General features: G+C 41.7%; 23 protein-coding genes. 17 read left to right on the forward strand and 6 right to left on the reverse strand.

Going from position 1 to position 21,483, the window contains the following annotated elements; all coding sequences use genetic code 11:
* Positions 1-303, reverse strand: a 303-nt coding sequence (locus IM515_RS01085) for an RNA-guided endonuclease InsQ/TnpB family protein (RefSeq protein ID WP_287697824.1), incomplete at its 3' end; no start/stop codon positions are given.
* 90 nt (positions 304-393) lie between these two features.
* Here IM515_RS01085 and IM515_RS01090 point away from each other — a divergent pair.
* From IM515_RS01090 to psb34, 13 genes are all read left to right on the forward strand, one after another.
* Positions 394-1,617: a M20 family metallopeptidase gene (locus tag IM515_RS01090; protein WP_287629820.1), complete on the forward strand. Its 1,224-nt coding sequence runs from the start codon at positions 394-396 to the stop codon at positions 1,615-1,617.
* A 79-nt stretch (positions 1,618-1,696) separates the two neighbouring features.
* Positions 1,697-2,584, forward strand: a complete 888-nt coding sequence (gene argB, locus IM515_RS01095; protein WP_287629818.1) for an acetylglutamate kinase — start codon at positions 1,697-1,699, stop codon at positions 2,582-2,584.
* 168 nt (positions 2,585-2,752) lie between these two features.
* Positions 2,753-2,974 carry a DUF4327 family protein gene (locus tag IM515_RS01100; protein ID WP_002771755.1) on the forward strand — a complete coding sequence of 74 codons (222 nt, stop codon included), beginning with the start codon at positions 2,753-2,755 and terminating at the stop codon, positions 2,972-2,974.
* A gap of 43 nt (positions 2,975-3,017) precedes the next feature.
* Positions 3,018-4,238, forward strand: coding sequence for an efflux RND transporter periplasmic adaptor subunit (locus IM515_RS01105; protein ID WP_002771756.1), 1,221 nt, complete (start codon positions 3,018-3,020; stop codon positions 4,236-4,238).
* 7 nt (positions 4,239-4,245) lie between these two features.
* Entirely contained in the window at positions 4,246-4,422 is a 177-nt protein-coding gene (locus IM515_RS01110; RefSeq protein WP_287629825.1) for a type II toxin-antitoxin system HicB family antitoxin, read from the forward strand.
* Between the two features lie 554 nt (positions 4,423-4,976).
* A complete protein-coding gene (locus tag IM515_RS01115) occupies positions 4,977-5,486 on the forward strand; it encodes a hypothetical protein (protein ID WP_002771761.1) in 510 nt (169 codons plus the stop codon).
* 71 nt (positions 5,487-5,557) lie between these two features.
* Positions 5,558-6,337, forward strand: coding sequence for a photosystem II electron transport protein, Sll1252 family (locus tag IM515_RS01120; protein ID WP_287629816.1), 780 nt, complete (start codon positions 5,558-5,560; stop codon positions 6,335-6,337).
* Positions 6,338-6,381: 44 nt separating this feature from the next.
* On the forward strand, positions 6,382-8,430 hold the full coding sequence (locus tag IM515_RS01125; RefSeq protein WP_287629815.1) for a DNA phosphorothioation-associated putative methyltransferase: 2,049 nt from the start codon (positions 6,382-6,384) through the stop codon (positions 8,428-8,430).
* A 34-nt stretch (positions 8,431-8,464) separates the two neighbouring features.
* Positions 8,465-9,094 (forward strand): Uma2 family endonuclease, encoded by a 630-nt coding sequence (locus tag IM515_RS01130; RefSeq protein ID WP_287629814.1) that lies wholly within the window; start codon positions 8,465-8,467, stop codon positions 9,092-9,094.
* A gap of 13 nt (positions 9,095-9,107) precedes the next feature.
* Positions 9,108-10,421: a dolichyl-phosphate-mannose--protein mannosyltransferase gene (locus IM515_RS01135; RefSeq protein ID WP_287629813.1), complete on the forward strand. Its 1,314-nt coding sequence runs from the start codon at positions 9,108-9,110 to the stop codon at positions 10,419-10,421.
* A gap of 60 nt (positions 10,422-10,481) precedes the next feature.
* Positions 10,482-11,492 carry a tryptophan--tRNA ligase gene (gene trpS, locus IM515_RS01140; protein ID WP_287629812.1) on the forward strand — a complete coding sequence of 337 codons (1,011 nt, stop codon included), beginning with the start codon at positions 10,482-10,484 and terminating at the stop codon, positions 11,490-11,492.
* Between the two features lie 235 nt (positions 11,493-11,727).
* Positions 11,728-12,777: a DNA-methyltransferase gene (locus tag IM515_RS01145; RefSeq protein ID WP_287629811.1), complete on the forward strand. Its 1,050-nt coding sequence runs from the start codon at positions 11,728-11,730 to the stop codon at positions 12,775-12,777.
* A gap of 229 nt (positions 12,778-13,006) precedes the next feature.
* Positions 13,007-13,186 carry a photosystem II assembly protein Psb34 gene (gene psb34, locus IM515_RS01150; protein ID WP_002740432.1) on the forward strand — a complete coding sequence of 60 codons (180 nt, stop codon included), beginning with the start codon at positions 13,007-13,009 and terminating at the stop codon, positions 13,184-13,186.
* Positions 13,187-13,260: 74 nt separating this feature from the next.
* Here the strand turns inward: psb34 and IM515_RS01155 are convergent, their stop codons facing one another.
* Positions 13,261-14,043 carry a tetratricopeptide repeat protein gene (locus tag IM515_RS01155; protein WP_287629809.1) on the reverse strand — a complete coding sequence of 261 codons (783 nt, stop codon included), beginning with the start codon at positions 14,041-14,043 and terminating at the stop codon, positions 13,261-13,263.
* 62 nt (positions 14,044-14,105) lie between these two features.
* On the opposite strand from IM515_RS01155, the gene psbP reads away from it, so the two are divergent.
* On the forward strand, positions 14,106-14,654 hold the full coding sequence (gene psbP / locus IM515_RS01160) for a photosystem II reaction center PsbP (RefSeq protein ID WP_002771776.1): 549 nt from the start codon (positions 14,106-14,108) through the stop codon (positions 14,652-14,654).
* Here psbP and IM515_RS01165 read toward each other — a convergent pair.
* The gene (locus IM515_RS01165; protein ID WP_287629807.1) at positions 14,647-14,937 is read right to left on the reverse strand and encodes a hypothetical protein; all 291 of its coding nucleotides are present in this window, start codon (positions 14,935-14,937) and stop codon (positions 14,647-14,649) included. The two genes, psbP and IM515_RS01165, sit on opposite strands and share 8 nt — an antisense overlap.
* A 171-nt stretch (positions 14,938-15,108) precedes the next feature.
* Here IM515_RS01165 and IM515_RS01170 point away from each other — a divergent pair, with 171 nt between their 5' ends.
* The 3 genes from IM515_RS01170 to ureG all read left to right on the forward strand — a co-directional run bounded on the left by IM515_RS01170 (position 15,109) and on the right by ureG (position 16,992).
* On the forward strand, positions 15,109-15,513 hold the full coding sequence (locus IM515_RS01170; protein WP_287629805.1) for a hypothetical protein: 405 nt from the start codon (positions 15,109-15,111) through the stop codon (positions 15,511-15,513).
* Positions 15,514-15,632: 119 nt separating this feature from the next.
* Positions 15,633-16,220, forward strand: coding sequence for a Maf family protein (locus IM515_RS01175; protein WP_287629803.1), 588 nt, complete (start codon positions 15,633-15,635; stop codon positions 16,218-16,220).
* A gap of 175 nt (positions 16,221-16,395) precedes the next feature.
* Complete coding sequence (gene ureG / locus IM515_RS01180; protein WP_287107934.1) at positions 16,396-16,992, forward strand: urease accessory protein UreG; 597 nt, start codon at positions 16,396-16,398, stop codon at positions 16,990-16,992.
* Between the two features lie 7 nt (positions 16,993-16,999).
* Here ureG and IM515_RS01185 read toward each other — a convergent pair whose 3' ends face one another.
* From IM515_RS01185 to IM515_RS01195, 3 genes are all read right to left on the reverse strand, one after another.
* Positions 17,000-17,725, reverse strand: coding sequence for a WecB/TagA/CpsF family glycosyltransferase (locus IM515_RS01185; RefSeq protein ID WP_002796698.1), 726 nt, complete (start codon positions 17,723-17,725; stop codon positions 17,000-17,002).
* Positions 17,726-17,902: 177 nt separating this feature from the next.
* Positions 17,903-19,333 (reverse strand): ABC transporter substrate-binding protein, encoded by a 1,431-nt coding sequence (locus tag IM515_RS01190; RefSeq protein WP_287629802.1) that lies wholly within the window; start codon positions 19,331-19,333, stop codon positions 17,903-17,905.
* Positions 19,334-19,503: 170 nt separating this feature from the next.
* Entirely contained in the window at positions 19,504-21,105 is a 1,602-nt protein-coding gene (locus IM515_RS01195; RefSeq protein WP_287629801.1) for a B12-binding domain-containing radical SAM protein, read from the reverse strand.
* Between the last annotated feature and the right edge of the window lie 378 nt (positions 21,106-21,483).

A 21,483-nucleotide genomic window follows, 5' to 3' on the forward strand; every position in this document is an offset into this window, starting at 1 on the left:
AAAGTTAGGATACTTAGTACGACCAGCAAAGAAATTAGTGAAAGCTGTTTGTAAATGTCTTAACCCTTGTTGTAAAGGTACACAGCTAACTTCGTTTAAAAACTCTAATTCTTCTTGTTTTTTCCAATCGGTCAACATTGAAGAAGTTTGAGCATATCCTACTCTTTCTTGTCTTTCATACCATGCTTGTGTTCTGAGATGGAGAGCTTTATTGTAAACTAATCTTACACAGCCCAAAGTGCGCCGCAATAGCGACTCTTGTTCTGGTGTGGGGTAAAATCGAAACGAATAGGCTTTTTCCATGTCTCGCATTCTAGCATATATCGTGTAAATGCGCTAATATTTAACAGTAAAGCCGTCGTAGAACGACGGGGTTTCAGACCCAAATTTTCGATGATTTCCTCCTTTCCCGTTCCTAATAGCTTGAATGGCGCTCAAATTCGCCTTGCTATTCGTTCCCTGCAGCCGCAATTGGTTCACTGGCGCCGACAAATACACCAAAAACCAGAACTAGGCTTTCAAGAACATCTCACCGCCTCCTTAATCAGTCAAACCCTGACTAAATATGGAATTGACCATCAAACTGGCATCGCCGGCACCGGAATTGTCGCCACCATCGCAGGCAGTCAACCGGGGCCAGTTTTAGCCCTGCGGGCCGATATGGATGCACTACCGATCGCCGAAGAAAACCAAGTCCCCTATCGTTCCCAACATCCCGGCCAGATGCACGCCTGTGGTCACGATGGTCACACAGCGATCGCTCTCGGCACAGCAGTTTACCTAGCACAAAACCGTCACCATGTCAAGGGGATCGTAAAAATTATTTTCCAACCCGCCGAAGAGGGGCCGGGGGGTGCGAAACCGATGATCGAAGCGGGAGTGCTGAAAAATCCCGACGTGGAGGGAATTATCGGGCTACACCTCTGGAATAATCTGCCCTTAGGGACAGTAGGCGTGAAAAATGGGGCTTTAATGGCGGCGGTGGAATGTTTCGATCTCCAGATTCAAGGCCGGGGCGGCCACGGAGCAATTCCCCATCAAACCGTCGATTCACTACTGGTGGCGGCCCAAATCGTCAACGCCTTGCAAACCATCGTCGCCCGCAACCTTAACCCCCTCGATGCCGCCGTGGTGACTGTGGGTAAATTAGCGGCGGGAAGCGCTAGAAACGTGATCGCCGATAGTGCTAATCTCAGTGGGACAGTGCGCTATTTCAATCCCCAGTTAGGGGGCTATTTCCGAGAACGGATGGCAGAAATTATTGCGGGCATCTGTCAAAGTCAGGGGGCTAGTTATCAATTCGATTACTGGCAATTGTATCCCCCGGTAATCAATCATGATCAGATGGCGGAATTAGTGCGCTCCATCGCCGCACAAGTGGTGGAAACCCCAGCCGGAATCGTTCCCGAATGTCAAACCATGGGAGGGGAAGATATGTCCTTCTTTTTACAGGAAGTACCGGGCTGTTATTTCTTCTTGGGGTCTGCCAATCCCGAATTAGGATTAGCCTATCCCCACCATCATCCCCGCTTTGATTTTGATGAATCAGTCTTAGGGATGGGAGTCGAGATTTTTGTCCGTTGCGTCGAAAAATTCGGCAATTCTAAGACTCTCTAGCAATCCGTTCAGGGTGAACAGTTTTTGTCAAACCCGAAACCGCTAAACTGGTCACTGAATCAGACAGGTAAAAAAACGCATGAATAATAATATCCAGGAAAACGATGCCCAACGGGTGAAAATCCTCAGCGAGGCCATACCCTATATACAAGAATTTCGCGGTCGTACCGTAGTGGTTAAATACGGTGGTGCGGCCATGAATAACAGCGATATCAAAGACACGGTGATGCGAGATATCGTTTTTCTCTCCTGTGTGGGGGTTCGTCCCGTTATTGTCCACGGCGGCGGTCCAGAAATCAATAGTTGGTTGGATAAATTGGGCATTGAACCCCAATTTAAAGACGGTTTACGCGTCACCGATGCCGACACCATGGATGTGGTAGAAATGGTGCTGGTGGGGCGCGTCAATAAAGAAATTGTTGCCCTGATCAATCAAGCTGGCGGTAAAGCGGTAGGATTATGCGGTAAGGATGGTAATCTGATCACTGCTCGTCCCGTGGGTAAAGAGGGCATTGGTTTTGTGGGAGAAGTGAGCAGTGTCGATATTAGCGTCGTCGAATCCTTGGTCAATAGTGGCTATATTCCCGTGATTTCCAGTGTGGCCGCCGATGAAACTGGCCAAGCTCATAATATCAATGCCGATACGGTAGCCGGAGAAATAGCGGCGGCTTTAGGGGCGCCTAAACTGATTTTGATGACCGATACAGCTGGAATTTTAGAGAATTACAAGGATCCTTCCACTTTATTGGCTAAATTGGATATACAACAGGCCCGGGACTTGATTCAAAAAGGCATCGTTGTCGGCGGGATGATTCCCAAAGTTAGCTGCTGTGTGCGATCGCTGGCTCAGGGAGTTCAAGCTGCTCATATTATCGATGGTCGTCTTCCCCACGCCCTTTTACTGGAAATTTTCACCGATCGAGGCATCGGTTCCATGATTGTGGCCTCCGGTTATACTAATCTATAGTAGTAATTACCGTACTTTTGGTTAAAAAGACTTGCCTAAAACCAGAGATCTGGTGTACAAGTAAGTTAATAAATGCGCTTCTCGATCCCTTGTAATGGCAAAAGTCTTAGTCTTGAGTTAGTTTAGTCGGGAAGCGCAAAATCTGAAGTATTCATAGCAATTGAATTTATGACCAAACAAGCTGTAGCTCACCCGATGGTGAAGTTTCAACGCAAGGTTAGCAAGTGGATAGATGCAAAAGTAGTCAAACCTAGCGATAGTATCTGGAAACTGGCTCTGTTATACGGAGATGAGTGGACATACTGGAAGCAAGAGTTGCTCGATTTCGGTTTCTCCATGCAAGACCCTCTCAGCGAAGTGGTAGCAGTAGAAGCTTGGGACGAAGAATAGGCGACCATCGACTCAAAAGCGGCTTTCTACTAGGACTATCGCCATGGGATCGAATCCGATTATCCTTTCCGCTCTGGTTATCTTATCCTTCAGTGCCAGTTGTTCTCCCCGGACCGAAACCCAACCACCGCCACCAGCAGCCCGTACTACCACCGTCAACGTCGCCACGGCTAAACTGGCAACCAGCGGAGGCAATCTCGATTACACGGGAACTACCCGACCTTTGAAAGTGGTTTCTCTGCGATCGCAAGCCCCTGGGCAGTTACTCAATCTCCTCGTTGATGTGGGAGATGGGGTGCAATTAGGACAAATCCTCGCTCGTGTTGATGACCGTCTCCTCGCCACCGTTGTCCGGCAAGAAAAAGCCGCCCTGTCGGCCCTAGAAGCGGAATTAGCCCGGGCAAGAATTGAAGTCAGTAACGCTGAAATTGAAGTGCAGCGCCTACAACTACAATACCAACAGGCCAAAAATGATGCCGAGCGCCTGCAAAAATTAGCCCTAGAAGGAGCGATTCCCCTACAACAGGGCGAAACAGCCCAAACTGCGGCGGCAGTGGCTTTAAAAGCCGTTAATAGCGGGCGATCAAGAATTAAAGTCGAGGAGCAGGTAGTGGCGGCAATTATCGGCAGAATTGCCGCCCAAAAATCGGTCATCGCTCAGGAACAACAACGTCAGGCCTACGCTACTCTTAAATCACCGGCGACGGGGATAGTTATCGAAAAACTGAAAGAGCCGGGGGATTTAGTCAGTATCGGCGATGAAGTCCTCAAAATTGGCGATTTTCAGCAGGTCAAGGTAGTGGTATTATTATCAGAATTGGATTTAAAAACGATTAATTTAGGACAAAAGGTTAATGTCAGCCTTGATGCTTTCGGTAATAGAAATTTTTCCGGTCGCATCACCAGAATTTTCCCCCTCAGCCAAGGCACGGCCCGGCGGATTCCCGTGGAGATTACTCTAGCCAATGGGGATGGTTTAATTAAAGGGGGATTATTGGCCCGGGTGCGGTTTAATAATAATTCTGCCGCGCAGGTGATTGTTCCCGAAACAGCAATTGTCAGTCAAGGGGAATCCTCGGCCATTTTCGTCCTTTCCGAGGAGAACTCGCAAGTGGAAAAACGGCCCGTTCGTCTCGGTCAAGCGCTTGACGGTCAAGTAGAAATTATCACTGGACTTGAACCGGGGGAGCGTTTCGTCGTTAATAGTAGTAAACCTTTGCAAAATGGTGAAAAAGTCCGCGTCAGTATCCTGAGTAATCCTTGAGCAAACCATTGGAGATACCTTTGAAGAGGTTCAGGAAAATATTAAAGAAGCGATTGAATTTTACCTTGAGGTTTTGCAAGAACGCGGGGAAACCATTCCAGAACCCACAACTAAAGTCGGATTGGTTGGAGTGGCTGCAGGAGGGTTCTTACCCACTACCCAAAAACTGCTGGGGTTTCACTGAAGACTAGCTATCAGGCTCTCTTAGGTTTGGTGGGTAAAATGTATTCTAAGATACAGTCTTGCGGGTGAGTGAGTGGAACGAACCACTCCAGACACAGAGGACACAAAGATCGATCACTACTATATAAGTTAAACTGACCACACAAAAAATAAGAGAGCCGCTATTATTGCCGGAACTCTAATCTGTTTTTTAGTTTTTACGTCAGGAGTGAACCGGGATAACATTAAAATAATGACACAAGTGAGTCAAGCTTGACAGTCTGATCCCAATGATAATAATCCCCAAAAACTTCTTGTTAATAATGATAATTGGCCTAAAGTAGTGATTGTGGCTGTCCTTCTAGGTTGAGGCAAAATGGGGGTTTCTTTTTAGCGAAAAAAATGTCCTTAAAGATGATAACTATCTCCCTTAATCTTTATGGTCAATTATTGCCAGAAATAAGCCAAATAAAATAATTTTTTCCCATCCCCTTGCATATTTTCTCGAGCGAGCGGCTTTTCAGTCCCCAAAATCCTTACAATAGGAGATGAAGATAGCCTGAAAAGTTGGAGAATATGAATTATCTCATTGCCGTGTTAGCTGATCGCATAGAAGCAGAAGAAGCTGCCGTTGCCCTCGAAAAAGCGGGAATTCCCCAATCTCAAGTGACCATTCTCGGTCGCGGCTATAAAAGTGCCGATGAGTTCGGTTTGATCGATCCCTTCCAACAGGCCAAAAAACGGGCTACTCTCATGGCTTTTTGGCTAATTCCCTTCGGTTTTGCTGGGGGCTACCTTTTTAACCTGATTACGGGATTGCATACCTTTGATTGGGCCGGAGAACCGGGCAATCATATCGTGGGCGGCATTGCTGGGGCGATTGGGGGGGCGATGGGCAGTATTTTCGTCGGTGGTGGCGTGGGTTTATCGTCCGGCAGTGGCGATGCACTTCCCTATCGCAATCGTCTCGGCGCGGGAAAATATATTATTGTCGTGCAGGGTTCCGAAAACCTGAAAAATCAAGCGACTCTTATCCTCCGTCAATTTAACCCCGAAAATCTGCAAGGATACGCCCTAGAACGGTGAACGGTTATTAGGAATAAGTTATCGGTCATTTGATTTTTTCCTAAGAATTTTTGATTAATTACCACAAAACAATGTTACCAAGAGAAGAATTACTAAAGGGTGTCGAGAACCGCGAGGAGATAGCGAAAGTTATTGATAAAGCCGAACAAGCGATTAAGACTTGGGAAGTGACGGTGACAGACTTTCTTTCTCCTGCGGTTTTAGCGGAAGTAGAACGAGTTTTTCAGCGTTTAACCGATGTGTCAATGGAAAAATGGGGCGGTTATCCCCAGGCAGAAAGACAGCGCCTCGGTATTGCTAGAGTTGATCTACCTTTGACAGTAACAGATATTCCCCTATCTGCCCTTGATATTGCCGGTAATTTTCTTTTTGATACCGCTAACCACCGGGATTTTTTAGGGGCGATGTTGGGGACGGGTATCGTTCGGGAAAAAGTCGGCGATATAATTGTTTTAGGTGAGCGAGGAGCGCAGGCAATTGTAGTGCCTGAATTGGCAGATTTTTTATCTGCTAATTTGCGACAAGTGCGTTCGGTTCCCGTGAAAACTAGCCTGATTCCTTTGACGGAATTAAAAGTCAGACCACCGCAAAAAAAAGAAATTAATACCGTGGAAGCTTCCTTACGTTTGGATGCGATCGCATCGGCGGGTTTTGGCATTTCTCGCAGTAAAATGGCCGAAGCAATTAGTGCCGGGGATGTGCGAGTTAACTGGAAAGATATCAGTCAATCTAGTTATAATGTTAAAACTGGTGATTTGATTTCTTTCCGGGGAAAAGGTCGTCTAGAAGTGGGTGAGGTTACTGTGACCAAAAAAGATCGCTATCGGGTTCATTTAACTAGATTTATTTAGTTTTTTTCTGTCTCTAGAATTTGTTATTAGACAGATTAATTGCCATGGCTGAGAATTTCGCCTTAATCGTGCAACTGTGTCAAGTTAGTCCCATCGGTAAACTATTACCGGGGGCGCTTTATGTTCATAGAGAAGCATTACATCAACTGAATCCTATCCTCCAGAATTACGAACAACAAGCAAGAATTAATCAGCATTTATCTGAGGCAACAATAATTAAATTTAGCACCGATAAACCGAAAATATCCTATCTTTTTTATCCCGATTTTGATCGAGAACCTCACCCAGTTTTAACTAAAAGTTTAGTGGTAGATATGGGGACATTAATCTTGAGTGAATGGAATTATCAAAATGCTGATAATCCGCCCATTTTACACCGAAAAGAAACTTTTGTTACTAGGGACTATCCCCTTTATGAAGAATTCGAGCATCTCACAAAAATCGAGAGTGCTTTAGGACTTTTAAACAGTTCTTATCCCATCGGTACTAAACAGGAATGGCAAAGGCTTTTAAGAAAGCATCACCTTGATTTTGCAGGAGATTATTTAGTTTGTAATCTGGAGGGACAAAGGGAAAAATCGATAATAATTGATCGCCACAAAGCCGCTCTTGTTCGCAAAACTCTTTCTCGTCCGGCAAGATTAGCATTAGCGGCGGGATTATTTCTTCCTGAAACCACTTTTTTTGATTACGGTTGTGGTTATGGAGGTGATATAGAACGCATAGCTGAACAGGGTTATCAAAGTGAAGGTTGGGATCCTTATTATCGTCCCGATAGTCCTTTAATTGAATCTGATATTGTTAATTTAGGCTATGTAATTAATGTTATTGAATCCGCCGAAGAACGGCAGGAAGCTTTATTAAAAGCTTGGCAATTAACCCGTCAAGTTTTAATTGTTTCGGCACAGATTCTAATTGATGATAGCGAACGGGGTTTAATGGCTTATGAAGATGGAATTATAACTCGTCGTAATACTTTTCAAAAATACTATCAACAGGAAGAACTAAAACAGTATATTGATAGCAGTTTAGGGGTTGATTCTATTCCAATAACTTTGGGAATTTATCTAGTTTTTCGAGAGGAAGAAAAAGCCGAAACTTTTCGTTTATCCAGATGTCGTTCCCGCGCTACCACCCCTAAAATTACAACCCATCTCAAACGCTTTGAAGATTACGAAGATTTATTAACTCCCCTGATGGAATTTTATACCCAGCAGGGACGTTTACCCGTTGCGGGAGAATTATTACAAGAGGAAGAAATTAAGGCAGAATTTGGCACTTTTAGACGCGCTTTTCAAGTGATTCTACAAGTAACAGAAGGGGAAGAATGGGAGATAATTGCCGACAAAAGACGCGCCGATCTTTTACTTTATTTAGCTTTAAGTCAATTTAGCCACTGTCCGAAAGTACGGGAATTATCCCCCGCTACCCGTGCCGATTTTAAAGCTTTATTTGGCAGTTATCGCAATGCTTGCGCTTTAGCAGAAGAAGTGTTAATAAGTGCGGGAAATTTGACAGCGATCGCTCGTACTTGTGAAAATAGTTCCTTAGGCAAACTTTCCCGTTATTCCCTAACTATTCATATTAGCGTTTTGGAAAAATTACCGATGTTATTACGCTTATATGAAGGTTGTGCCAGTCAAACTATCGGACGGTTAGAAAATGCTAACGTTGTTCGTTTATCTTTTCGTCAACCCAAAATTTCCTATCTCTATTACCCCAATTTTGATACAGAAATTCATCCGATTTTAGCTACTAGCATGGATGTATATTTAGGTTCGGCTGATTTTAGTTTTCGTGATTATCGGGATAGTCCTAATCCGCCAATTTTACACGAAAAAGAGCTTTTAGTAACGGCGGATTATCCCAACTATGATAAATTGCTTCGCTTAACTCAATTAGAAAAGGATTGGGGATTGTTAGAAGATAGAAAAGCGATCGAACGTTTACAGGGTTGGCAAAAATGTTTAGAGGAGCATTGTGCTACAATCAAGGGCTATCAGATTCTGTGGCGAAAAGATGCCGATCCCTATAAAGTTAGGATTTTACGCGCTAAAATTAACGCCAGAAGAAATCAAAATAAGTCTTCCTGAGTAATTAAGTAAAATAGATGAGGTAATTAATTTTATGATGACTACGATTCGGTTACAAGGATTAGAAGATTTCGAGTTAAAAGCTAATGATCCTGAACAAAGAATGTTTATTTCTGGGGTTAATTGGCAACAGTACGAAACCCTCTTAAAACATTTAGAAGATAGTTCCAGTTATCGCATTACTTACTTAGATGGAATGGTAGAAATTATGGCTCCTAGTCGTCGTCACGAAGTTAGCAAAGAAGATATTGGTAGATTAGTAGAAGCTTATTTAGAATATGCTGAAATTGATTTCTGGGGATTAGGTTCCACCACGTTGCGAAAACAGGAAAAAGAAGCGGGAAAAGAACCAGACAAATGTTTTTGTTTATTTACAGAAAAAGAGTTTCCTGATTTGGCGATAGAAATCATCTTAACCAGTGGCAGCCTGAAAGTTTTAGAAGTTTATAAAAGATTGGGAACTCAAGAGGTTTGGTTTTGGCAAGATAATCAGTTAAAAATCTATTCTTTACAAGAGAATGGCGAATATATTTTAATCCCTAAAAGTGCTTTATTACCGGATTTAAATTTAGAATTATTAGCCGAATACGTCAACCATCCTAATCCCCGTCTTGCCATCAAAGAATTTCGCTTGCGTTTAACAGAAAATTCCCAGTTATCATAACTATTATCTTTCCATGAGTTCTCAAGTAAAATTTAACCTATCTATCCTAGGGATATTTGTATTTTCCCTAGGAATAAGATTCTGGAATCTCAGTCAGTTTAATACTCTTGTTTTCGATGAAGTTTATTATGCTAAATACGGCAATGAATATCTAATCGGTAAAGAATTTTTCCAGTCTCACCCACCGTTAAGTCAATATTTAATTGCTATTAGTATCTGGATTGGTTCTCATTTTCCTGCCGCTCCTGAGGCCATTAATAATTTAACGGGTTCCCTGCGCTCAACTTTTAGTTATCGCTGGTTAAATGCTTTCACTGGTTCTTTTATTCCCCTAATTATTGGGGGAATTGCTTATCAATTAACCCAGAGAAAAACTGTATTTTTAATCACAACTTTTCTCGCTAGTTTAGACGGATTATTTTTGGTGGAATCCCGCTATGCTCTCAATAATATTTACTTAATTTTATTCGGTTTGTCTGGACAATTATTTTTTTTATTAGCACTCCAGAAAAATTCAAACCTCAATTGGTTATTATTATCGGGAGTTTCTTTCGGTTTAGCGGCAAATATTAAATGGAATGGCTTAGGATTTTTACTGGGAATATTTATTTTTATCGGTATTGCTTGGTTAATAAAATTATTGAATCAAGAGCAGTCAAAAGATAATCTTTGGACAAAGGCAACTAACCTGAGATTAGAGGACATTTTTATCGCCTTAATTATCTTTCCCCTAGTTACCTATAGTTTACTGTGGATACCGCATCTTCTCGTCAACCATCAATATAATTTTTGGCAAGTACATCAAGAAATTTGGTCATTTCATCAGAGAATAAAAGGTAATCAATCTGATGTTCATCCCTATTGTTCTCCTTGGTATAGTTGGTTAGTAATGGGGCGACCTGTGGCTTATTATTTTAAGAGAGTAGGCGATAAAATTTATGATGTTCACGCTATGGGAAATCCGTTTTTATGGTGGGTTTCTACGGTAGCGATTCTAGTGGTTTTTAGTCGATTATTTAACCGAAAAGAGCGAGTAATTTCCGCCTATCTTATCTGTAACTATATTGCTAATCTGCTGCCCTGGTTAAAAATTAGTCGCTGCACCTTTCTCTATCATTATATGGCTGCCTATAGCTTCACTTGGATTGCCCTAGCTTGGCTCTTAGCCGATGGTTTAGAAAGTTCCAGTCCTATTTATAAAAATGGCTCGCGCTCGCTGATAATTTTGATAATTTTTGCTTTTATCCATTGGCTACCAATTTATTTAGGCATTCCCCTGTCAGTGCGGGATTATTATCTGAGAATGATTTTTCCCAATTGGATTTAGGATGAAATTAGCGGCAAAAACTGATACAATAAAATCATGAAAAAAGCGATCGCATGAGTTATGGGTAAACAAAGAATCTTATCTGGTGTGCAACCAACTGGCAATTTACATTTAGGCAATTATCTCGGTGCGATCCGCAATTGGGTGGAGGGACAACAAGACTACGATAATTTCTTTTGTGTGGTCGATTTACACGCGATCACCGTTCCCCATAATCCCGCCACTCTTGCGGAGGATACTTTAGCAATTGCCGCTCTATATTTAGCCTGCGGAATTGATTTAGAATATGCGACTATCTTTGTCCAATCCCACGTTAAAGCTCATACAGAATTAACTTGGTTATTGAATTGTATCACCCCTTTAAATTGGTTAACCGATATGATTCAATTTAAAGAAAAAGCAATTAAACAGGGGGAAAATGTTGGCACAGGTTTACTCGATTATCCCGTGCTGATGGCTGCCGATATCCTACTCTACGATGCCGATAAAGTACCCGTGGGAGAAGATCAAAAACAACATTTAGAATTAACCCGCGATATAGCTGTTAGAATTAATCATCTTTTTGGGCAACCGAAACAACCAATTTTAAAACTCCCCGATCCGATGATCCGCAAGGAAGGAGCGCGGGTGATGAGTTTAACCGATGGCCGGAATAAAATGTCTAAATCCGATCCTTCCGAGATGAGTCGGATTAATATTCTCGATAGTCCCGATGTCATTGCCAAGAAAATTAAACGCTGTAAAACCGATCTAGTGAAGGGTTTAACTTTCGATGATCCAGAACGTCCCGAATGCCATAATTTACTAACTCTCTATAGCATTTTATCGGGAAAAAGTCAAGAGGTGGTCGCGGGAGAATGTGCCGATTTAGGTTGGGGACAATTTAAACCGATGTTAACAGAAGTGACCATAAAATCTCTGCAACCTATTCAGGAAAAATACGCCCAAATTAGAGAGGATAAAGATTATTTAGCTACGGTTTTGCGACAAGGTCGTCTCAAAGCAGAAGCGGTGGCCAATCAAACTCTTGATCGAGTCAAAAATGCCATGGGTTATTTACCACCATTTTAGGGATAATTTTCGGGTGCATCTCCTAATTATCAATCTACTCAGTTGAGATTTTTCAAGGAAAACTCGCTGCTTTATCAGTCAATCTTTAACTCTTGGTGGGGTTCTACCTCCCCATCCAGGGTAAGGGAAGGAGAATGATTACAAAAGTTATTAAATTAAGCACAACTCCAGTGATATTTTGGTAAAATAAGGGCATAATTGAAACTATCAAAATACTTACCTGTCCTTTGAAATTATGGTTGTAGAGTCCCAGGGGAAACAAAAAAAACTATCGTCTAGGGAAGATGAGTCTCGTCCAATTGCCAGTAAGGAACAAAACTCTTATCTAGCAGAGGGAATTGTTGATCATCAATCAACTCAGATTGCTCCTTCCTCCTTACTACAGCCATTTTCTCCAGAGTTAGAAAAAGATAGAGCCAACAAATTTAATTCTCTTAAAGAAATTCTGGTTAGTCATCTTGGTCAACCTTTTTACTCGGACAACGGCTTTATTCTTTATCAAGGAGATGCCACAGACTTTTTGTCTAAACTATCTCATAGTGACATAAAAATTGACCTCACTGTTACATCACCACCTTATAATATTGGCAAAGAATATGAACGAGTTCTTTCAATCGATGACTATGTTGATTGGTGTGCTAATTGGCTGGGGCAAATTTATCAGATTACTCAAGATAACGGTGCTTTTTGGCTAAATGTTGGTTATTTAGAAGTACCAGAAAAGGGATTATGTGTTCCGATTCCCTATCTTCTTTGGGATAAGTCTCCCTTTTATCTTTTACAAGAAATTGTCTGGAAATATGGGGCCGGTGTTTCTACAAAAAATCGTCTTAGTCCTCGCAATGAAAAATGGCTTTTTTATCTCAAAAATTGCCAAGAATATACTTTTAACTTAGATAATATTCGTGACCCTAACGTTAAGTATCCCAATCAAAAGAAACATGGTAAATATCGTTGTAATCCCCTCGGTAAAAATCCTTCTGATGTGTGGGAAGTTCCTAAAGTCACTACAGGAGAAAAGCGCAGTTCTAAGGAAAGAACCGGACATCCCGCACAATTTCCTTTAGCAATTGTCGAGAGAATTATACAAGCTTCATCTAATCCCGTAGAAATAATTCTTGATCCCTTTGCTGGTTCTTGTTCCACGGGAATAGCGGCCTTGGGATTAGGAAGAATTTTTGTGGGTTTTGAAATTCGACAAGACTATTGCGAGATAGCTGCAGAGAGATTTAAAAGATTTAAAAAAGAAAGAAGCAATACTTATATTCAAGGATCATTATTATAGTATTAAAAACGGATTTGGTATGATTAGCCTTTTTAAACTTGTTTTCGCAGTTTCAATCATTGGAAATGCGATCGCCAATAAAAATAGCAGAGTCCGGCAGTTACCCCAAGACTAGGAATTGTTATCCCCGTGGGAATTTCCAACATCCCCGACTCGGTTACTGATATGTTGTACGATTGTAATAAGAGGATTTTTTTCCTGAAAAATTGTCATATTTGAGGTTTTGATTATGCCTTATACAAACGAAGAAGGTGGACGCTTAAATAATTTCGCCGCTGAACCGAAAGTTTATCAAGCGGATCCACCCACTAAATCGCAACAACGTAATTATATTTTCTGGGGTGTTGCTGCGATCACACTTGTGGGTGGACTGTTAGCCGTCGCTTTTTACGCATCTCAAGCTGGCTAAAATTTAGTCCCTCGTAGTTGCGATTTAGCCCCTTTCACTCCTCTTTAGCGCTAAAATCACAACTACTCCCTATTTTAGGGCTTTTGACCCTGAATTAATGCCACTGCTGACTGAGACTTAGCCGCAGTCCCCTGTTTACCCTGAGATAACGCTAGACGAGCTGCTGCCTCTAAATCAGCGATCGCTTTTTCCCTGTTTCCCAATTTATAATAGGTCAAACCCCGATTGTGGTAAGCTTCGGCAAAATTAGCATTGATTTTCAGACTCTCATTGTAGTCCCTTAAAGCCATTTCCTGCTGTCCGGCTCGGTTATAGGCCAAGGCGCGATTATAGAAAATGCGATCCTGTCCTCTAGTTCCCTGTAAACTCAAAGCTTTTGTGTAATCCTCGATCGCTTCTAGGTGTTTACCTAAGTCATCCTTAGCATTACCGCGATAAATAAAGAAATCAGCAAAATTTCCGTTTAAAGCGATCGCTTTTGTGCAATCTTCCACGGCTGCCTCGTATTTTTTCGTCAGATAATAGGCATAACAACGATTACCGAGAGCATTAACATAATTAGAGTTGATTGTCAAGGCCTGGGTATAATCTGCGATCGCTCGCTCGTACTGGCCGAGAACTAACTCCGCATAGCCGCGATTATAGTAAGCATCGGCATCCTTCGGTTCTAATTGTAGAGCTTGAGTAAAATCGGCGATCGCACCTGAATAATCCCCTGCGGTTAAACGATCCACCCCCCGATTATAAAATTCTACAGCTTTCACGGGGTTAGCGGTAGTTTGAGCGCTTAGGGGAGAGATAGTCAGTAAAAAAGTGGCTATAGCGATAATAATTGTCAATTTTTTCTTAATTTTCATAATCCGTTCACCTAAACAATTCAAGGTAAAATTAAACAGCCCTACTTACAGGTCAAAATATCATGATTAAATCTCTTTTGGCGACTTTCCTTCTAATTACCACCCTCCTCTTCACCGCTTGTGCAACTCCCATCGCTGGACTGCAAGGATACACCAGTGGCAGCCAAGGTTATCAATTCTTGTATCCTAAGGGTTGGACGCAGGTGGATGTGAAAAAAGTTGCGGGAGTAGATGTGGTTTTTCATGACCTGATCGAAACGAGCGAAAATTTAAGCGTTATTATCAACCCCGTCCCCGACAATAAAACCTTAACAGATTTAGGTACTCCCTCGGAAGTTGGCTATCGTCTCCTGAAAAATAACAGTCTTAACCCCAATCTCGATAAGGAAGTAGAATTAATTCGCTCAGAATCCCATCAAATCGACGGCCAAGATTATTATATCCTCGAATATCAAGTTAAATTACCCAACGGCCAAGAACGTCATAATCTGGCCAGCGTCACGGTTAATAATCATAAACTCTATTCTTTTAATCTTTCCACTTCCCAAAAACGTTGGACGCAAATTCAAGAACTCTTTGAAACTATCGTTGATTCTTTCTCGGTTAGTTAGGGAAACTGGCAATAGGCAATAGTAAAATGTAGGGTGCGTTAGACGGCAAAAATTCCTGTTTTGACTTAAAGGTAAAAATCCGTCGTAACGCACCACTGGCAACAGACAATAGTAAAATGTAGGGTGCGTTAGACGGCAAAAATTCCTGTTTTGACTTAAAGGTAAAAATCCGTCGTAACGCACCACTGGCAATAGGCAATAGTAAAATGTAGGGTGCGTTAGACGGCAAAAATTCCTGTTTTGACTTAAAGGTAAAAATCCGTCGTAACGCACCACCTATCATCAACTAGGTAGCCGGTTATAATTAAAGATAACATATAAAGAACCAGAAGCCTGTCCCACTATCTAACAATTAATTGAGATTACTTACTGAATCAGTTACCAGTAATCAGTAAGAAAGTGGTAACTGGTAACTGATAACTGATAACTGATAACTGATAACCGGTAAATGAATATGAGTAACTCGGAAGAAAATAGACTAGATAGACTCGAATCTCTTGCTGAAAATACCCTAACAGAACTACGGGAGATTAGATTAGGATTACAGGAGATTAAATTAGGACTACAGGAAACCAATCAGGGATTAAAAGAAACTAGAGCGATCGCTAATTCTAACGCCAAATCGATCGAAGCGTTAACTAATAGTCTTGCTGAGTCTAAAAAAGAATGGGAAAAAGACAGACGGGGACTTTATCAACTGCTAGGACAATTAACTCGATCGATGTCGGATTTTTATGAGGTTCAGTCAGATTTTTACAATCGATTTGACAAAATTGAAGAAAGAGAATCACGCATGGTTGAGATTTTAGATCGTTATTTACCCCCCGAAAATCCTGCCAATTCTAGCAGAAATAGCTAAAAAACTGATAACTGATGGTGGGTTACGGCAAATAGATAAATTGATAATTAAGTCTAATAATTTGTCATTGCCTAACCCACCCTACCTAACTGTCTTCTATCTTGTTTACTTTAAAAATTATGTCCATTCCCTTGATTCTTGCTTCCGCTTCTCCTGCGCGTAAAAAACTATTACAAATGATCGGAATCGATCCGATTGTGCGGGTGAGTAACTTTGATGAATCGACAATTAATGCTGATGATACTCTCCATCTTGTCCAAACTTTAGCCCAATGTAAAGCGCAAACGATCGCCCCCCAATTTGATACAGGATTAATTCTTGGTTGTGATTCCGTCTTAGAAGTAGCGGGGGAAGTCTATGGCAAACCCAAGGATAAATCAGAAGCGATTGATCGTTGGCAAAAAATGCGCGGTCAGGTGGGTGTACTCTATACAGGTCATGCTTTAATTGATCGAGTTAATCATCAAACCTTGACTCGTTGTGGGATTACTAAAGTTCACTTTGCCAATATCAGCGATGAAACAATTATTGCCTACGTTGACACCGAAGAACCCCTCAAATGTGCCGGCTGTTTTGCCTTAGAAGGAAAGGGGGGTTTATTCGTGGAAAGATTGGAGGGATGTCACAGTAATGTTATCGGTTTAAGTTTGCCCCTATTTAGGCAGATGTTAACGGATTTTGGCTACCAAATCACTGACTTTTGGTGATCTTTTTGCCGATGATTTCCCCAAATTTATTGACAAAAAGACTTGACAAATTCTCAGATTTGTGTTAACCTTTTATTATAATGGGAATCCGTGTCGCCCTGCGAACCCCTCTTTTTTCTATCCGATAGCTCCAAAATTTTTAACCCTTTCCTTGTCACTTTTTCCCGAAAAAACTATGTCTTGCTTGCGCGTGGGAATTGCCGGTCCGGTGGGTTCAGGAAAAACAGCCCTGCTCGATGCCCTGTGTAAAAATTTGCGGGATCAATATCCGATCGCCGTAGTCACCAATGACATTTATACTCAAGAAGATGCCCAATTTTTAGTGCGATCGCAAGCTTTAGCTCCGGAAAGAATTTTAGGAGTAGAAACGGGAGGATGTCCCCATACAGCTATTCGCGAAGATGCCTCAATTAACTTAGTTGCCATTGAACAGTTAGAGAGAAAATTTACTAACTTAAAGCTAATTTTTCTGGAAAGTGGTGGTGATAATTTAGCGGCAACCTTTAGCCCCGAATTAGTAGATTTAACCATCTATGTGATTGACGTGGCAGCCGGAGATAAAATCCCTCGCAAGGGGGGACCAGGTATCACCAAATCGGATTTATTGGTAATTAATAAAATAGATTTAGCCCCGATGGTGGGGGCAGATTTAGGGGTGATGGATAGAGATGCCAAAAAGATGCGCGGGGATAAACCCTTTATCTTCACCAACTTAAAAACACGGGAAGGATTAGAGCGAGTGATTGCCTTTATCGAAAAGAATTTATACTAAGCTATTGCTAGGAATAAAAAAGAGAGCGCCAGAAAAATTTAGGTAAAGCTAACATTCTTTTCCAGCGCCAAGGTTCCTGATAGAGTCGATACAACCACTCTAAATTATTGTCACAGAAAAAGCGAGGGGCGCGGATTTTTGTCCCGGACCAGATATCAAAACTACCCCCCACACCTACCCAGATAGCTTGGGGACAGAGATTGCGATGTTCCCTAATCCAATATTCTTGTCGGGGTACTCCCAAACCAACTAAAATTAACCGCGGCTGCTGATCTTTTAATACCTGAATCCAATCGGACATTTCCTCGGAGGATAGATAACCGTGGTTAGCCAGAATACGGATATTAGGTATCTTTTTTTGCCAATTACTTGCCGCTTGTTCCGTAATCCCCGGTTTACCACCAAAAAAAACAATAGGAGAACTCTCTCCCTGCATTCCTAACTCAGTAATTAAGGATTCTGATAATTCAATACCGGGGCAGCGGGTTTGTTTTTTGCCCCTTAATTTTAAGTAAATAACAATCCCAGCACCGTCGGGAATAACTAAATCTGCTTCTCGAATAACTTGGGCTACTTTAGCATCATTTTCTCCTAACATTGCCATTTCTGCATTAAGAGTGACAACGTGGGAACCAAAACCTTGATAGGCGCGATCTATTAACCAACGACTGTAGTTATCGAGAAGATGAACTGGTAAACCGAGAACTGAATATTTAGGGGGAGTTTCTAACATAAGTAGGTAGGTGCTAAAAGTTGTCAGACACCCCCCTTATCAAGGGGGGCAGGGGGGATCGGCACCCCCCTTATTAAGGGGGGATTAAGGGGGGATCAAGGGGGGATCAGAGGTAAAATCTATCTTCAATTTAATTATAAATACTTACCTATAATTCATCTTGATTTAGTTGTCATTTTACCGAGAAATTGGCACAAAATCCACCCCAAAACTAGAACGAGAACCGGGTTGAACTACCACTAATTGCACCGATTGATTGCGATCGCCAGAGGGTAAAAATCGCACGGGATTAGTCGCCCCAGGCACAGAAAAATCACTGCTTCTTAACGCCTGTTGAACTCCCTCTCGGCTAGATTCTGCCTTAATGCCAGCGATCATAATTCCAGCGATTAAAGCCTGGGTAGCGTCATAGGCGGTGGCAGTGCGCCAATTTACGTCTCCTTGCCACAATTGGCGGGAATTTTTTACAAAAGGACTGTTCGGATTAGCCCCCAAATGCCAAGCGATAGCGACAACCATGTCCAGGGCATTTTTTCCGCCTACATCCAGAGTTTTGGGGCTATAAACGTCATCACCCGCCACAATCGGCAATTTTTGACCATTGATTTGAACCACCTGCAAAGCCTTATCTAGGGTTCCACTATCCCCAAGAAGGGCGATGAGATTTGCTCCCTCTTGTTGAGCTTGTTGGAGGCTTTTAGAAGGGGTAAAAGTGAGGGAAGATAGATCAAATTCACTCACCACTTGACCTCCTCCTAATCCTAAAGCGGTGATAAATTCAGATTTTAGGGATTGACTATAATTACTTTGGGAGTTAAAAAATACCACTGCCTTGACGTTAGGAATTTTTTGCAAGCTAGATTCGGCTAATGCCCGTGCCGCCGCAAAATCACTGGGAACAGAACGAAAGATATAGTCACCAAAATTGGAGAGTTTAGTTGAGGTACTGATGGGGGAAATCATTACTAATCCCGCTTTTTGATAGATAGCAGCCGCCGCTAAAGAGGTATCACTGCTAGTGTGTCCTACTACTCCTAAAATGCTGTTGTCAGCCGCTAATTTTTGGGCAATTTGAGCAGCAATTTCGGGACTATCAGCATCATCAGCAATGAGAACTTTTAAAGGAATGCCATTAATTCCCCCAGCTTGATTGATTTGATTTTGAGATTGGGCGACTCCTCGTAAAACTTCTAGAGCGGTGTTGACATCGCTCCCAATTGGCACGGAAACGGCGATAGTATAGGACTTAGCTTGACCAATACGGGCGTTATTTAAGTAGATGAGAGCTTCGGGATCATTTTGATTAGCTCGCAGGGATTTTTCTAGGAGGTAAACTGCTTGCTGAAAGTCTCCTTTTCCGAGTGCCTGTATAGCAGCTTGTTTGTCAGAAGAAGCCCCTTCAACTATTAATAAGTTTTCCCCTTGACTAAATTTTGCTTGTGCCGATACCGATTTTTGCTCTGGTGATATTTTCTCGATTTCAGAAAGATTGGTTGGGTTATTTTTTCCTTGAAAACGATTGTATAACCACCAACTACCAGCCCCAAAAAATATTAGGGTAATCAGCAGGGATAAAAGCAGGGTAACTGTATCATTTTTCTTGCTCATGGGTTGATCAACTAAGATTAAATTAATGGTTTAATCGGGATTGATAGTTAATAAAAGTACCAATTCAAGTCTGAATTGCACCAATATCCGATCTACCTTGATAGAATACCTCATTTGGGGTCTGATAGTCAAGACATTGTTTAAATGCGTCTTAGCTTATTAGCCATACTTTACCTTTTTGTTTGGGAATCTTCTAAATGTTTTACCAAAACATTTGAGGATAAAGGACCGTGTAAATGACTCCAGGGTAAAACCTGTTCTAAACGCCATTGTTGATAAACGTAATAATCTAGAGGGGGAATTTGTCCTTTTAGTTCCTTAAAAGCCCGTTTATAACTGCCTAAAGAATCACCGTAGCCACGGGTTAATTCTAATAGGGAAGTTAAGCGGCGATCGCCTCTAGATAATAGGGCTTGAATCACCGACCAATTATAACTTTCTGGGCGAAATTCTATGCCCTGTTTACCTAATTGTTTCTCTAGATATTTTAATCTTTTTTCGGCCATTTTATTAACGCCAAACCACTGAAAAGGAGTATGGGATTTAGGCACAAAGGTGCTGCAACCGAAAGAGATTCGCAGTCCAGAGGCGGCTTTTTTTAAGGCTATTAACATTTCCACAGTTGCCGCAATATCTTCGGTTTCTTCTCCCGGTATTCCCACCATACCATAGAGTTTTATCCCTTTTAAACCGCCAGCTTTGGCATTAATGGCAGCTTGGATAATTTCATCATTGGCTAACTTTTTGTTGATAATTTCCCGCAAGCGATCGGAACCACTTTCTACGGCAATAGTAATTGATTTGCTGTCTCTTTGGGATAAAATTCTGGCTAATTTTTCCGTGACGGTATTAGTTCTAACTGAAGCGATCGAGAGTCTAACTCCCTCAAATTTTGGTTGAAAAAGATAATCAAGTAAGGTTTCAAATTCAGGATGTTGACTGACGGAAGCACCTAATAAACCCAAGCGATCTGTCACTTTTAAACCTTTTTCAATGGCGGGAATCAGGGATTCTAAACTAGCGGTACGAAAGGGTAAAGTTAGATAACTAGCTAAACAAAAACGGCACATTTCTGGACAACTTCGCACCACCTCTACCATATAAATATTCTCCCATGCCGCTTGTTTTGTTACCACCGTAGAAGCCGAAAGGGTATTACTGCGATAGGTTTGTTTACTAACAAAGGTAGGAACATTATTATCTATGGGTAGAATTGCCGTAATTTCACCTTCTGGACTGTCATAATTAACGGTATATAAACTAGGAACATACACCCCCGGAACCTGGGCCAAATGACGGAGTTTTGTCGGGCGATCAGCGTTTCTCACCTCTTGATAGGCATTAATAAAATCAGCAATTAAATTTTCACCATCTCCCAATAAAATTACATCAAAAAAAGCGGCAAAAGGTTCGGGATTAGCAGTTAAAACTGGTCCACCCCCAAAAATTATCGCCTGCTGATCTTGCCGTTGATGACTGTGACAAGGAATTTCTAAAGATTCTAACAGCGAGAGGATATTAACATAGTCCAATTCCCAGGAAAAGGAAAAGCCAACTAATTCGGGATAACGGGGTAAAGATTCTTGAAAATCCGTAAATAAACGACTAACTTGTATATCCGATCGCAGGGCTAAAGTTGCCCAAACAATTTGATAACCTAAACTGGTTATACCGACGGAATACTGATTAGGAAAAGCAAAAATAGTTCTCAGGGCATCACTGTGGGGTATTGCGGGAGTAAAGAGGAGTTTTTCGTCTTGTAAGATGGTCATTTCAGTTATCAGTTATCAGTTATCAGTTATCAGAACGTAGGTTGGGTTGAAGAATGAAACCCAACGCCCGATTATGTTACGCTACTGCTAACCCATCCTACAAATAATTGTGCCTCCCTACTTATAAGTTTAATTTAATCTGGAGGTGAAGGAGGGGAAAATATCTCAATATACAGTTCTATGAACATATCTAAGGTTATGATCCTGGGGAGTCGGGGGTCAAGAACAAATTCAAGTTATACTTCCTCCCTAGGGATAGCTATTGTATTTACAGGAGATTTTCTCTTATATCCTAGCAATTTTCACAGCTTAACTAGGTGTCGATTTTATTCCTGAGCGCTGCTTTCAAGCAACTCTTTATCTCCTTCACCCCAACCA

It is taken from the genome of Microcystis sp. M44BS1 (genome assembly GCF_020244875.1).
In the GTDB taxonomy this organism is placed as follows: domain Bacteria; phylum Cyanobacteriota; class Cyanobacteriia; order Cyanobacteriales; family Microcystaceae; genus Microcystis; species Microcystis panniformis.